The organism is Natrialbaceae archaeon AArc-T1-2 (assembly GCF_030273315.1).
GTDB lineage: Archaea > Halobacteriota > Halobacteria > Halobacteriales > Natrialbaceae > Tc-Br11-E2g1.
The window spans coordinates 2,308,554-2,322,931 of the sequence record NZ_CP127174.1; the positions used below are offsets into that span (position 1 = coordinate 2,308,554).

Sequence of the window (14,378 nt, forward strand, 5' to 3'; positions counted from 1 at the left end):
TGCCGCAGTCGTCACACTCGTGAGCCATACGGCTACTGGGTTCGATGGGAAAATCAAGGTCGGGGAACGGAGAGCGGACGACGGCGTCTCGAGTGCGATCGGCGTGTGACCTGTGCCGAGAGCGTCGTTCCCCTGCAGGCTGGTCGACACCACAAATCTTCAAGGTTATATCGCCGCGGCCGAAACGACGGGTGTAATGACCGACGAGGCGACGGCGTTCGTTCCCGGGCACATCACGGGGTTTTTCAGTGCTCACCACGCCGACGACCCGACGAAAGCCGGCTCTCGAGGGGCCGGACTCACGCTCACGGACGGGGTAACGGTGACGGTGCGACCGGCAGAGAAAAGCGAACTACTGCTCGAGGGCGAGCCGATCGACGTCGAGCCGGTGTGGACGGTACTGGAGACCCTCGAGGTCCGGGCACGGGTAGCCGTCGAGTCGGAGCTGCCACTCGGGGCAGGCTTTGGCGTCTCTGGGGCGATGGCGCTTGGAACGGCGCTGGCGGCGAATCGCGTCTTCGACCGGAAGCTCTCGGCGAACGAACTGGTGACGATCGCCCACGGCGCGGAGGTGAAGGCGGGAACGGGACTCGGCGACGTCGTCGCACAGGCCCACGGCGGGGTGCCGATTCGTCTCGAGCCGGGCGGTCCACAGCACAACGCTCTCGATGCGGTCCCGGCGCGAGCGCGCGTCGAGTACGTCTCCTTCGGCGAGCTCTCGACGGCCGACGTGCTCTCGGGTGACACCGACCAGCTGACGGCGGCGGGACGACAGGCGCTGTCGCGGATCGTCGAGGAGCCGACGCTGCCGTCGTTCATCTACGCCTCGCGGCGGTTCGCTCGGGAGGCAGAGCTGTTGACCCCGCGCGTTCGCGAGGCGCTCGAGGACGTCGCCGCGGTCGACGGTCACGCGTCGATGGCGATGCTCGGCGAGACGGTCTTCGCGCTCGGGATGGGGCTGTCGGATGCGGGCTACGAGCCGTCGGTGTGTGCGACTCATCCGGCTGGCGCGACGCTGAAGTGAGCCGACGGCCGTCGGGGGGGAGCCGGGGCGGATTGAAGTAGCTACCGGCACATTTTTCAGTTGACATACTGCAACCGACGAGTCCGAGACCGCACCCTGATACGAGAGATCCTGCCCAAGAGAACGCTCGAGGCCACGACCGGAAAACCCGGAAAGGCGCGCTCGGTCGCTCGATCGCCGCCGATCACGGCCGGTGCAGTCCGATCGGATGGTGTGTCATCGAGGGTAATGACGTGACTCCAAGCAGGAATAGATAGATTCGATACAAATATTAGTTTATATTTGGCCAGAAGCTTATTATCCGTCGTTCTAGTTATCGGTTCGGGTTAGGGAATGTCAGGACTTTCGGACGCTCACGACAAGCTGTTTCGGTTGTACGAACACTACGTCGGCGAGCCCGACTCCGCGAAAGACGTCTACGGCTACTGGCTGTTCATCGTCGGCTACGTCGTCGGAGCGGCGGGCGTGTTCACGTTCGTCGTCGGCTACGCCGCCGAGGTCGATTCGTTCTTTCACATCAGGGTCTCCGCCGTCACGGCAGCGGCAGGGCTGTCGATCGGACTGTTCGGGATCGTCCTCATGTTGCCGGTACGTCGACGCGGCATCCAGGCGGGCGTCGTCGGCCTCCTCGTCGCGCTCGTCGGCGTCGGCTCGTTCGGCGTCGTCTATCCCAGCGACTGGCGAGGCCACGGCGCGGACTACAGCGTGGAGGTGATCATGATCTACACGACCGGTCTCGTGATCATCGCGGGCGTCACCGCGCTCGTGCCCGTCGTGACCGGCCGAAAGGGGATGTTCGTCGAGGAAGAAGGCGTCACGGACGATCCGCCGATCCTCACGGGCGACGCCCTCGAGGGCGCCCAGTTCGCGGTCTTTCGTGACGAGAACGGCGACTGGGTCTGGCACGTGCTCCACCTCGAGGCGCTTGCCCGAAGCGAAGAGCGCGCGATAAACAGGCCGGCGGCCGAGTCGGACATCGACGACGTCAGATCGAAGATCGGAAGCGCCGGTTTGATGGAGATCACGACGTCGGCGTTTCGGCTGTACGAAGACGAGACCGGTCGCTGGCGGTGGCTGCTCATGCGAGAGGACGGCAGCGTCGTCGCCGACGCCACACGCGAGTTCGACGACCGCGACGGCGTCGAGGAGTCGGTGAGCTTTCTCAAGGATCGCGGCCCCGAAGCCGACGTCGTCGACATCGACGGTGCCGCGTTCAACTACTACGAGGACGACGGCGAGTGGCGCTGGCGGCTGCTCGACGACGACCGATCGGTGCTCGCGACCGACGAGTCCGGCTATCGAACCCAGGCCGGGGCCGAAGACGCCGCGTCCGCGTTCGCCGATCAGTTCGACGAGGCCCGGCTGCTCACCATCTCACACCTCGGCGTCGAACTCCGCGAACGCGGGGAGGGCTGGCACTGGCGGTTCGTCGACGAACGGGACGACGTCGTCGCCGAGAGCACCGTCACCTTCGAGACGCGTCGGGACGCCGAGGACGCCACCGAGGCGTTGCTGTCCGCTCTCGGGTCGGCGTCGGTCACGGTCGCCGGCGAGCCGACGTTCGAGCTGTACGAACGCGGCGAGAACTGGCGCTGGCGGCTCGTCGACGCCGGCGAACAGGTGGTTGCCCGATCCCCGTCCGACCTCGAGTCCGACCGCCACGGTGAACGCCAGATCGACCGGTTCGGCTCGAGCGCCGCCGACGCGGACGTCGTCGAGATCGACGGTGCGGAGTACGAGGTGTACCCGGAGATGGGCGAGAAGAGCCGCGCGAGCGGGGATGAAGACGACGAGGGCGACACGCAATGGCGCTGGCGGCTGGTGACGGACGGTCGCGACGTCGTCGCCGACAGCACGACCCCCCACGCCGATCCGGCGGACGCCCGGGACGCGATCGACCGGATGCGACGCCAGGCGAGCGAGGCGGACCTCATCGAGTTCGAAAACGCCGCGTTCCAGGTCTACGAGGCCGACGACGGCGAGTGGCGCTGGCGGCTCATCGACGAGGACGGCACCGTCCTCGCCGACAGCGGCGAGGAACACACCTCGCGAGACGAAGCCGCCCAGGCGATGATGACGCTGAAAGAACAGGCCCCCGACGCCGAACTGCTCGAGATCGATACGGCCGCCTTCGAGCTGTTCAGAGACGAGGACGACCGCTGGGGGTGGCGGCTCATCGACGAGGGCGGCAAGCTGGTCGCCGAGGACCCGACCACGCACCCGACCCGCGGGGCCGCAAAGCAGGCGATGGACCGGCTGGTCGACCACCTCGAGGCGGACGTGCGAACGATGGAGCGTGCGATCTTCCAGCTCGAAAGCGACGAAGAAGGCTGGCACTGGCGGTTCGTCCTTCCCACCAACGACACCGTCGCGAGAGGCGAGGGCACGCACCCGACGCGGGACGAACTCCTCGAGAGCCTCGGTCGCGTCCGCGAGACGGCCGAAAACGGGAGTCGGCACACGATCGGCGACGTGACCGTCCAGCTCTACGGCGACGACGAGTGGCGCTGGCGGCTGCTCGAACGCGATCGGTCCGTCGTCGCGGAGTCGGCCGACGCCTACGCCGGCCGGGACGTCACCCTCGACGCCGTCGAACGAGTCACGCGCCACGCCGCGGACGCCCCAATCTTCACCATCGAGACGGCAGCCATCCGGCTCTCCGATCGCGACGGCTGGGCGTGGGAACTGATCGAAGCCGACCGCGAGACCCTCGGCGTCTGTGGCGAAACGTACGCCGGCCGCGAGGCTGCAGTCGACGAGATCGATCGAATCCGCCGACTCGCACCCGCAGCCGGCCGGGTCGAGTTCGACGTGGCGTCGTTCGAGTTGTACGAGAGCGACGACGGGTGGCGCTGGCGGCTCATCGACGCGAACGGGACGACGGTCGCGACGGGCGTCGAACGCTACGCGACGGGCGAGAAGCTCAGAGACGACCTCGAGAACGTTCGGGAGTTGATCGACCACGCGAGCATCCTCGAGATCGACGGTGCTGCCTTCGAGTTACACGCCACGGACGACGACGGCTGGATCTGGAAACTGGTGGACGAACACGGCGCGACGATGGCCGAGAGCACCCGGGTATACGAGACCCGGACGGACGCACGGGAAGCGATGAACGACGTCAAGTCTCACGCACCCGACGGCTGGATCACGTTTACCGAGTGACCGCCGTCGGCTCCCGTCGGGGGGTCACTCGAGCGAATCACGAGGTTTTTCCTCGGCCACACGGACGATGACTCATGAGCGACCACGAGACCGCCCCGCCAGAGGTCGACCACGAGGACGAGATTCCGGCGGATCATCCCCGGTACACCGACCTGCTCACCCGCCACCGGATCGAGGCTGGCGTCGAGAAGGGGATCACCCACCTCCAGGGGATGCACGCCGAGGGACGGGGCAGCGCGTTCGATTACCTGCTCGGCGAACAGACGCTCCCGACGGCCGATGAGGCGGAACGGGCGGCAGCCGCCCACCTGCTGTTAGCGGACCATCCCGTCCTCTCGATCAACGGCAACGTCGCGGCGCTCGTCCCCGGGGAGATCGTCATCCTCGCCGAGACCGTTGAGGCCGACCTCGAGATCAACCTCTTCAACCGAACGCCCGAACGGATCGAGGCGATCGCCGACCACCTCCGCGAGCACGGTGCCGACGCCGGGGAGATCAAGGGCCTCGAGGCGGACGCCCGACTCCCGAACCTCGAGCACGAACGCGCGAAAGTCGACGCCGACGGCATCTACGCAGCCGACGTCGTGATGGTGCCACTCGAGGACGGCGATCGCGCGGAGGCGCTCGACGAACTGGGCAAAACCGAGATCGTCATCGACCTCAACCCACTCTCGCGCTCGCCCCAGGTCGCCGACGTACCGATCGTCGACAACATCGTCCGGGCGGTGCCGAACGTCACCGACCACGCTCGCGAGCTGGCCGACGCCGATCCGGCCGACCTCGAGGCCGTCGTCGAGTCGTTCGACCCCGACGACGCGCTCGCGGAGGCAGAAGAACGGATCCGACGCGGTGCGGTCGACGACTGATACGGGGAACCCGGTCAGGGCTCGGACTCGAGCAGATCGACCTGTGCGAGGGCGGTCTCCAGTCGGGTCCACGTCTCGCGGTCGTGCCACCCCCAGCCGTGTTTTCTGACCGCCTCCGTCGAGCCGAACCTCGCGACCGCACGGTCGAAGACGCGTTCGATCCACGCCGCGGCGGCGTCCGTTCGCGCCGCGACGCACTCGATGGCGTCGGCCGGCGACTGGGTGGCGACGGTCCAGCCTTCGACCGTTCCGCCGACGATCGCCCGGAGGAGCCGACGGCGGTTCGGTACCGCGTCCTCGCGCGTGACGAGCGCCGGGCCGTAGACCGGGAACCGGTCGGCGACGTGGACGACGTCGACGGTCGCGCCCGCCTCTTCGAGCCGGAGCGGATCGAAGAACATGCCCGTGACGGCGTCGACCGACTCCGATTCGAGCGCCGCGAGTTCCTCGCCCGCCAGGTCGACGCACTCGACGTCCTCGAGAACGCCCGCCTGCGTGAGAAAGAGCCGACCGAGCAGGCTGGTCTCCGAGGCGGCCGGCATGCCGACGCGACGACCCTCGAGTTGACCGACGCGCTCGAACGCGTCGCCGAACGTCTCCCGCGTCGTGTAGCTCCCGGCCGTCATCGCAGCATAAATCGGGAGCTGGAGACCGTTTGGCTGCCAGTTGAGCCCGATCGTGACGTCGACAGTGGAGTCGTCGGAATCGCCATCGTCGACTCCCAGATCGTCGACTTCTCGCTCGTCGCCCTCGCGTCCGTTTTCGCTGTCGTCTGCATCGCCACAGAGCCGCCGTCCCTGGGCGAGTAATCGCTCGGCGTGTCCGTCGTGGACCCGGCGGACCACCTCCTGCCGGTCTCCCGATTCCGACGCGTGCCAGGCGGTGGGCGGCCGGCCGGGCGTCTCGGTCCGGACGGTCGTCTCGACCACCAGATTTCTCTCGTCCAGGGTGTCGAGCGCGTCCCCGACCCGACTCCGGTTGAGCCCCGTCCCGATCTGGACGACCGTCTCAGTCGGCGGATCGGCGTCCGGATACTGTTCCGAACGCAAGACCAGGAACGCCAGCACCCGGGCGGGCTCGTCGCCGAGTCCCGCGGCGAGGCGATCGACGAACGGCCGATCGGCCTCGGACAGCACCGGGGAACTCCCTGGTATCCATAGGAAAGCCACGTCGTGATCGATAAAAAGCGTGGGGTGATACTGTCGGACGGAAGTACGTGAACGAAAGAGACGGATATCCAGACTGTCGACGAAACAGAGGGCGCGAAGAACGGGACCGCTGTCCCGTGATGAGCGCCCGGACACTGAAAAACCGCGGTCAATACTGGCGGGCGAAAATCTCACAGATTTTCGCCCGACAGTATGAGATGAGCAGGACTACTCGCGTCGGAACAGCCGTTCCCAGAGCGTCCGCTCGGTCGGTCGCTCGGTCAGCAACACCGAACAGTCGACCTCGTCGACGACGTCGAACACGAGTGAACGCTTGACGAGTCGTGAGAGCAGCCCGCGTTCGGTCGCCCCGATCACGACCAGCGTCCGGTCGTCGGCTTCGCGGGCGATCGCTCCCTCGACGTCGCCGGTGGTGTCCACGGTCAGGTCGGCGTCGGCGAGGTCGTGGTCGTCGGCCCACTCCGCGAGGAACGTCTCGCCGGCCGCCTGCTCGTGCTCGTCGTCGACGACGTGGAGCAGGCGGACGTCGGCGCCGACCGCCGACTGCAGCGACCGGACGACCTCCGCGCCCAGATCCGAGTCCGGACCGCCGGCGGTCGGCAACAGGATGCGGGAGGCGTCGAAGTCCCGGTCTCGCAAGACGAGGAAATCACAGGGCAAGTCCATCGCGAGCTCGTCGAGCGGGCGCTCGGCACGTCCCGCGCTCCACGGTCGGTCCTCGCCCCAGCCCATCACGACGGTGTCGGCGTCGTACCGACGGGCGGCGTCGAAGACCTCCTCGAAGGAGCGATGCGAGAGGATCGTGGTGGTCTCGATCTCGACGCCACGATCTGTGACGCGTTCGCGTGCCTGCTCGAGGAGCCGTTCGGATTCGGCGTCGATGGCTCCGGCGGCCTTGGCCCGCTCGAGGGCGGTCTGGTCGGGGACCTCGACGATGTGGACGGCGTGGACCACGCCGTCGCGTTCGTCCGCGAGCGTGCTCGCGACGTCGATCAACGCCCCCTCAGTGCGGGGGTTCGCGACCGGGACCATGATCCGGTCGGGGCCGCCCTGCTCCGGGCTGGCGACCTCGACGGCCGAGACGGCGGCGTCGGGCATCGCTTCGGTGCGCTCTAAGACGTACCGGCTCAAGACGCCCGAATCGGTCGTGGTCTGACGGCCGTATAGCCCGTACCAGAGCAACGAGCCGACGACGAACGCGAAGCTCAACAGGATGACGTGTGGCTCCATGAACGCGATCAACCCGATCGACAGGGTCGCCCCGAGGATCGGCGTGATCGGATACAGCGGCACCCGGAAGTCGGGATCGTACTCGGGCACGTCGGCCTCTCTGAAGACGATCAACGCGGCGTTCATCAGCGCGTAGACGATCAGGTGGAGGATGCTCGCGGCCGTCGCCAGCACCTCGAGATCCTGTCCCAGAGCGACGATGAAGGCGATGATGAGTCCGCCGGTGAGTGCGATCGACCGATACGGCGTTGCGAAGCTGGGGTGGATCTCGTTGAGCCAGTCGGTGACGATTCGATCCCGACCCATCGCGAAGTTGATCCGGGCCGACGAGAGGATCGAGGCGTTCGCGCTCGAGGCCGTTGCGAGCAACGCCGCAAAGGAGATGGCACCAACGCCGATCACCTCGAGGACGGGCAGTCCGGCGAACGTACGCTCGGCGACCTGGGAGACGGGCGTCTCGTCGTCGAGGATGTCCCAGGGAACGATTCCGACCATCAACCCGACGAGGATGGCGTAGATGACCGTGACGATGGCGACGCTGCCGATCACGGCGAGCGGCAAGTTCCGCCCAGGGTTTTTCAGCTCCTCTGCGACGGTGGCGATCTTTGCGTAACCCAGAAAGGAGACGAACACGAGCGCCGTCGCGGGAAGAACGGCGCCGTAGCCGTCTTCCGTGGGAGCGAAACCGTCGGTAGTCAGCGTCCCCCAGTCGAAGTGCAACAGTCCCGACGCGGCGAAGACGGTGAGGATACCGAGTAACAGCAACACGATGACGGTCTGGATGCCGCCGGTCTCTTTGGCGCCGATGTAATTGACTCCGACGAAGATGACGCCGGCAATCAACGCCCCGAGTTGAATGTCCGTCACCACGAACAGCCAGAGTTCGAGCGTCGGGAGTGCGAAGGCCGTCCCCTCGAGCATACCGACGAGGTAGCCACCGAAGCCGATGCAGTAGAACGCGGATGCGAAAGCCAGTCCCATCCAGTCGCCGAGTCCGGAGATCGAGCCGAACGCCGGCCCGAGCGCGCGGTTGATGTAGTAGTAGCCGCCGCCGGCTTTCGGCATCGCGGTCCCGAGTTCGCTGACCGCCAAGGCGTTGATCATGGCGATCAGCCCACCGATGAGAAACGAGACGACGACGATCGGTCCCGCCTCCTGGGCCGCGACGCCCGGCAACACGAAGATACCCGCGCCGATCATCGTCCCGATACCGATCGTCAACGCCGAGAGCAGTCCGAGGTCTTTCGCGAGTTCCTCCTCGCTCATCGACGCTCACCTCGCCACGGCGTCGGACAGCCGCTTGGGAGAGTCCACCTCGAGCGTCCGCGATCGATACGCGTCGTCGGTGGATGATGATATCGGACAGTCATACGAATCCGAACGGTCTCGATCGAACGGTGTCGTCGAACGCGACCGTTGCCACTCGAGCGACGATTGGAGCCGGTTTCATAGCCGAATCGTTCTGTCCAGCGGTCTTAATAGTTCTGAGATAGCTCCGCCCGACCGTCGTTTTACGGGCCATTTTTCCGAGAAGGTGTGAACGGACGTCCAACCCAGTGGCAGAACTCACAGACATTGTAAATATAATGGTCTTGGTGCTGGTGCGAGCTACCCCCGCATCCGGACGAACCGGACCGCGCCGTGGTCGGTTCGCTCGAGCGTCCCGTCCTCGCGTTTGCGGGCGTGGACGAGCGTCTGCTGAACCCTCCCGACCGGCGCGAGCAGTCGCCCGCCGGTCCGGACCTGGTCGACGACGGGGTCGGGGAGGTCGGCCGTCGCACAGGTGACGTAGGCGGCGTCGTAGGGTGCGTGTTCGGCCCACCCCTCGCGACCGTCTCCGATCCGCACCGAGACGTCCTCGTATCCGAGCTCCGCGAGCCGGTCGCGTGCCCCCTCGGCGAGTTCCTCGCCGTACTCGACGGTGTAGACGTGGTCCGGACCGACGAGTTCGGCCGTCACCGCGGCGTGGTAGCCACAGCCGGTGCCGACCTCGAGGACGTCCTCGCCGGGCTCGAGCGCGAGCAGCTCGGCCATGACGGCGACCATGTGCGGCGCGCTGATCGTCTGGCCGTCGCCGATCGGCAGCGGCCGATCCGCGTAGGCGCTATCTCGGCGCTCGTCGGGGACGAACGCGTGTCGTGGGACGGCGGCCATCGCCTCGAGCACGCGCTCGTCGTCGACGCGCCGCTCGAGGCCGGCGACCAGCCGCTCGCGGGCGCGCTCGAGGTCGACCTCGGGGTCGGGGTCGGGTCCGGGTCCGGGAACGGGCATGGGACCACTACCAGGCGGACCAGGCGGAGGTCTGCTGGTCGTAGGCGTAGACCCGTTTCGCGTCCTTCGCGAGGACGGCGTCACCCTCGAGTTCGTACCGGTCGCGATCGTAACCGGCCGCGTCGTCGCGGACGACGACGGCGTCGATCTCGAACTCGTCGTCGCCGAACGCCTCGACCGATCCGACCTCGAACTCGTCGTCGCCGGGGACGTACACCGTCGTGCTCCGGCTGTCCTCTCGCGAGCCGTCCTGTGGGTGGATCGTCACGTTGACGCCGACGTTGTCGACCTCGCGGCTCCAGACGGTGACGACGTCGTCTGCGGTGGCCTCCTCGACGCGTTTCTCGTCGCCGACCTGGACGCTCGTCACTCGAACGGTCGCGAGCATCTCCTCGGTCTCGACGATGAACTCGTCGCCGACCGCGATCGTCTCGCCTTCGGGCGTCGTCACGTTCGCGGTCACGGACTCCCCGTCCTGGGAGATGACGACGTCGACGGTCACCTCGCGTTCGGGTTCGGGCTGTACCTTGTGGACGTGGCCACACTCGCTACAGCGGACCGTCACCGCGCCGCCGGTCGAGAGAACCTCGTGGACCGTCTCGAGCTCCGGCGAACAGGCCGGACAGGGCGTCGGAATGCGGTCCTGTGTCTCGTTCATACCGTCTCGTACACGCCGTGACCGTAAAAGACGATTGGACCGCTCCGGCCACCGCTGTCACTCGATGTCGCGTTCGCCCGTCGCCATCGTGATCTCGCCGTCTGCCCGAATCGTCCCGTCGACCTCGGCACCGGGCCCGAGCTCGAGGTCGACGGCAGAGACGTCGCCGAGGACGCGGGCTCCCTCGGCGACGGTGACCGATCCGTCGCGGGTCGTCACGTCGCCGTGGATTCTGGTTTCGGAACCGATGGCGACGTCGCCGCGGGCTCGCAGGCTACCGAAGATGTTACAGCCCGCACCAACGTCGACCGTCTCGGCGCGGACGTTCCCGTAGAGCCGACAGTCGTCGCCGATCGTCGCCGGCGTCGAGACGCGCCAGGCGTCGTCGCTGACCGTCGCGTTCCGAGGGATCACGAGCGGGTCGACGTCGTCGTCTGCGTCGTCCTCGAGTAGCTCCGAGACGAGCTGTCGGGCGGTGTCTTCGTCGCCGACCAGAAGCAGGTGTTTCAGGTAGACGAACAGAAAGACGATCGTCGGCATCGGGTTGCGGATGACGATCCAGCCGTTTGCCTCGAATCCCTCCTCGACCTCGACGTCGTCGCCGATGTCCAAATCGCCGGCGACTTTCAACTCGCCGCCGACGTGGACCCGTTCGCCGATGTAGGCATCCTCGCCGACGAGAACGTTCCCGTCGGCTTCACACCACATGTCGAGCCGGCAGTCGCCGTCTGCCTCGATGTCGCCCGCGAAGCGCGCTCCTTCTCCCGCGATCACGTTTCGCCCGCGAACGCCGAAGTCGACGCTCGAGCGCGCGCCGACGAGGACGTCCCCGTCGGTCACGAGATCGCGCTCCTGGGCTTCGGTGCCCGACGGAACGACGAGTTCGGTGAACGGATCCCTGCTGAACGCCACACTCCAATCGATGCGACGCGGCCGTAATAAACCCCGCGCGACGTCTGACGGACGGCAGACGGCGACCGACGATCGCATCCGCCCCCCTTTTGACCCCCCACCGTCTAGAACTCGCCATGACTACGCTCGCGTTCGACGAGGACGGCGTCGACGTCGTCTACGAAGGAACCGAGTTCCGCCTCGAGCGAGATCTCGTCGAGGAAGCGATCGACAAACCCTACTACGAGGTAACCGACCACGAGGTGTTGAAGATGGTCGCCGAACAGCCGAACCTGAAAGGCGAGCCGCGACGGATCGGAGATATTCTCGACTGAGCGCTCGCCCCGGTCGCCGTCGGCCGGCGAACCGCCCTCCCGGCGCGTTCGCCGATCGAACCGTTGCCAAAGCTACAGGTGACTCGAGGTCGACCTCGAACGTATGTCACACGTGTCGGTGCCTCCGATTCTCGACGAGACCCGTCTGTCGTCCGGTCGCCTCGAGAACCTTTCTGCCCGCGTCGAGACGACCGGCGGTCGCGAGTCGATCTCCGTCTGTGCCCCCGCGACGGACGACGAGATCGGTACGATCCCGGCCTGCACCGCGACCGACGTCGAGGTCGCCGCCTCCCGTGCCCGGTCCGCCCAGTCCGCGTGGGCGGAGACGCCGGTCGAGCAGCGGGCGTCGATTCTCCGGCGGTTCGGCGACCTGGTCTCCGAGCGTCGGGAGGCGTTGCTCGACCTCGTGCAACTCGAGACGGGCAAGTCGCGTCGCCACGCCGTCGAGGAGGTGCTGGACGTGTCACTTACCTGTTCGTACTACGCCGCGTACGGTCCCGACGCGATCGCCGAGGAGGGCCGCCGCGGCGCGATCCCACTCGCCGCCGACGCCCGTGTCAGCTACGATCCCGTCGGCGTCGTCGGGATCATCTCGCCGTGGAACTACCCGCTGACGCTTTCGATGACCGACGCCATCCCCGCCTTGCTCGCGGGCAACGCCGTCGTTTGCAAACCCGACGAGAAGACGCCCTACGTCGCACTCGCGCTCGCGGAACTGCTCGAGGCGGCCGGGCTCCCCCCGGACGTCTTCCAGATCGTCACCGGCGACGGCCCGACGATCGGCCCGGCGTTGATCGACCGGGTCGACTACGTCGCCTTCACCGGCAGCACCGAGACGGGCCGGGCCGTCGCCGAGCAGGCCGGCCAGAACCTGATCGACTGCTCGCTCGAACTCGGCGGGAAGAACCCAATGCTCGTGCTGGCCGACGCCGACGTCGAGACCGCCGCCCGCGGGGCCGTCCAGGGCGCGTTCACGAACGCGGGCCAGCTCTGTCTCGCGCCCGAACGGATCTACGTCGACGACGCCCGGTACGACGCGTTCCTCGACGCCTTCGTCGGCGCAACCCGGGGGCTCACGCTCGGCCTCGCGTTCGAGTACGGCCCGGACGTCGGCTCGCTGATCGACGGCGACCACACGGAACGCGTCGCCGCAGCCGTCGAGGCGGCCGTCGACGACGGCGCGTCGGTCGTCTCGGGCGGTCGCCGTCGTCCCGACGTCGGCCCGTTCTGTTACGAGCCGACGATCCTGACGGAGGTCGACCCCGACTCGCAAATCGCTTGCGAGGAGACGTTCGGCCCGGTCGTCTCGGTGACCCCCGTCTCGGGGACCGACGAGGCGATCGAGCGGGCGAACGACTCGCCGTACGGGCTGAACGCGAGCGTCTGGACCCGGGATCGAGAGCGCGGCCGCGAGGTCGCCCGCGAGATCGACTGTGGCACCGTCTGTGTCAACGACGCCTACATGGCCGGCTGGGCGGCCGTCGACGCCCCGATGGGTGGCGTCGGCGACTCGGGGCTCGGCCGCCGGCACGGTCCCGAGGGGATCCGCCGCTACGTCGAGGCACAGACGATCGCAACGTCGCGGATCGGTCCGCTCGAGCCACCTTCCGGGGTGCCGACGCGCTGGTTCGTCCGCGCCCTGTCGGGACTGACCGCGCTGCAGCGACGGCTCCTGCGGTGGTCGCGGTGACCGATCCCGAAATCGTGCTGACGGGCTTTCCCGGCTTCCTCGGCTCGGCGCTGCTCGAGCGCCTGCTCGCCCGCGGCGACGGCCCCGTCGCCTGTCTCGTCCAGCCCGCCTATCGCGAAGTCGCCGAGCGACGGGCGGCCCGGATCGTCGAGGACGTCGGGGCCACGGGAGAGGCCATCCGGCTGTACGAGGGCGACATCACCGAGCCCGACCTGGGGCTCGACGGCCTCGCCGACCTCGCGTCCGTCACGGAGCTGTACCACCTCGCGGCGGTCTACGACCTCGGCGTCGACGCCGACCTCGCCGAGATAGTCAACGTCCAGGGGACCGACCACGTGCTCGACGTCGCCGAGGAGCTGGACGTCGACCGGTTCCAGTACGTCAGCACGTGCTACGTCAGCGGCCGCTACGACGGCGTCTTCACCGCCGATCACCTCCGGGAGGGCCAGTCGTTCAACAACCACTACGAACGCACGAAGTACCTCGCCGAGGTCGCCGTCCAGGAACGGATGGCCGCGGGGCTTCCCGCGACGATCTACCGACCGGCGATCGTCGTTGGCGACAGCGAGACCGGCGAGACCGACAAGTACGACGGCCCGTACTACCTGCTTCGACTGCTGCTATCCCAGCCGACACGGCTCTCGGTGACGTTCGCGCTTCCGGGCTCGAGCGAGGCCGAACTCAACGTCGTCCCACGGGACTTCGTCGTCGACGCCATCGCGCACCTGAGTGGGCGCGCGGACACGGTCGGCGAGGTCTTCCAGCTCTGCGATCCCGCACCCCTCACCGTTCCCCGGTTCGTCGACGCACTCGCCGAGGCGGCCGGCCACCGGACGATCACCGTGCCGACGACGCGGACACTCGCCGAACCCGTGATGGCCGCACTCGAGGCCCGCGAGGTTCTCCTCGAGCCCGAGACGCTCGCGTACCTCGATCACCCGACGCGATACGCCTGTCCAAACACGCGGCGGGCACTCGCCGGGACCGGCATCGCGTGTCCACCGTTTTCGTCCTACGTCGACGACCTGGTCGCGTTCGTCCAGGATAACCCCGACGTGGATGACGAGGCGATGGCCTGA

Annotated in this window: 11 protein-coding genes; 6 read left to right on the forward strand and 5 right to left on the reverse strand. The window is 67.5% G+C overall.

The features are described 5' to 3' along the window. Window positions 1-196: 196 nt before the first annotated feature. The 3 genes from QQ977_RS11875 (at window position 197) to QQ977_RS11885 (ending at window position 5,055) form a co-directional block, all read left to right on the forward strand. The gene (locus tag QQ977_RS11875) at window positions 197-1,024 is read left to right on the forward strand and encodes a pantoate kinase (protein WP_285925971.1); all 828 of its coding nucleotides are present in this window, start codon (window positions 197-199) and stop codon (window positions 1,022-1,024) included. Between the two features lie 333 nt (window positions 1,025-1,357). Then, complete coding sequence (locus tag QQ977_RS11880; RefSeq protein WP_285925972.1) at window positions 1,358-4,189, forward strand: DUF1508 domain-containing protein; 2,832 nt, start codon at window positions 1,358-1,360, stop codon at window positions 4,187-4,189. A 74-nt stretch (window positions 4,190-4,263) separates the two neighbouring features. After that, on the forward strand, window positions 4,264-5,055 hold the full coding sequence (locus QQ977_RS11885) for a phosphopantothenate/pantothenate synthetase (RefSeq protein ID WP_285925973.1): 792 nt from the start codon (window positions 4,264-4,266) through the stop codon (window positions 5,053-5,055). Between the two features lie 14 nt (window positions 5,056-5,069). Here QQ977_RS11885 and QQ977_RS11890 read toward each other — a convergent pair whose 3' ends face one another. The 5 genes from QQ977_RS11890 to QQ977_RS11910 all read right to left on the reverse strand — a co-directional run bounded on the left by QQ977_RS11890 (window position 5,070) and on the right by QQ977_RS11910 (window position 11,295). Then, window positions 5,070-6,191 (reverse strand): ABC transporter substrate-binding protein, encoded by a 1,122-nt coding sequence (locus QQ977_RS11890; protein WP_285925974.1) that lies wholly within the window; start codon window positions 6,189-6,191, stop codon window positions 5,070-5,072. Window positions 6,192-6,431: 240 nt separating this feature from the next. Next, window positions 6,432-8,720, reverse strand: a complete 2,289-nt coding sequence (locus QQ977_RS11895) for an amino acid permease (protein WP_285925975.1) — start codon at window positions 8,718-8,720, stop codon at window positions 6,432-6,434. Between the two features lie 342 nt (window positions 8,721-9,062). Next, window positions 9,063-9,725, reverse strand: coding sequence for a protein-L-isoaspartate(D-aspartate) O-methyltransferase (locus tag QQ977_RS11900; RefSeq protein WP_285925977.1), 663 nt, complete (start codon window positions 9,723-9,725; stop codon window positions 9,063-9,065). Between the two features lie 7 nt (window positions 9,726-9,732). After that, complete coding sequence (locus tag QQ977_RS11905) at window positions 9,733-10,383, reverse strand: HVO_0476 family zinc finger protein (RefSeq protein WP_285925978.1); 651 nt, start codon at window positions 10,381-10,383, stop codon at window positions 9,733-9,735. A gap of 57 nt (window positions 10,384-10,440) precedes the next feature. Continuing rightward, the gene (locus tag QQ977_RS11910; RefSeq protein ID WP_285925980.1) at window positions 10,441-11,295 is read right to left on the reverse strand and encodes a polymer-forming cytoskeletal protein; all 855 of its coding nucleotides are present in this window, start codon (window positions 11,293-11,295) and stop codon (window positions 10,441-10,443) included. Window positions 11,296-11,411: 116 nt separating this feature from the next. Here QQ977_RS11910 and QQ977_RS11915 point away from each other — a divergent pair, with 116 nt between their 5' ends. The 3 genes from QQ977_RS11915 (at window position 11,412) to QQ977_RS11925 (ending at window position 14,378) form a co-directional block, all read left to right on the forward strand. Beyond that, window positions 11,412-11,609, forward strand: coding sequence for a DUF5800 family protein (locus tag QQ977_RS11915; protein ID WP_285925981.1), 198 nt, complete (start codon window positions 11,412-11,414; stop codon window positions 11,607-11,609). A gap of 103 nt (window positions 11,610-11,712) precedes the next feature. Continuing rightward, window positions 11,713-13,299 (forward strand): succinic semialdehyde dehydrogenase, encoded by a 1,587-nt coding sequence (locus tag QQ977_RS11920; protein ID WP_285925982.1) that lies wholly within the window; start codon window positions 11,713-11,715, stop codon window positions 13,297-13,299. Further along, a complete protein-coding gene (locus QQ977_RS11925; RefSeq protein WP_285925983.1) occupies window positions 13,287-14,378 on the forward strand; it encodes an SDR family oxidoreductase in 1,092 nt (363 codons plus the stop codon). The genes QQ977_RS11920 and QQ977_RS11925 overlap by 13 nt, the downstream gene beginning before the upstream one ends.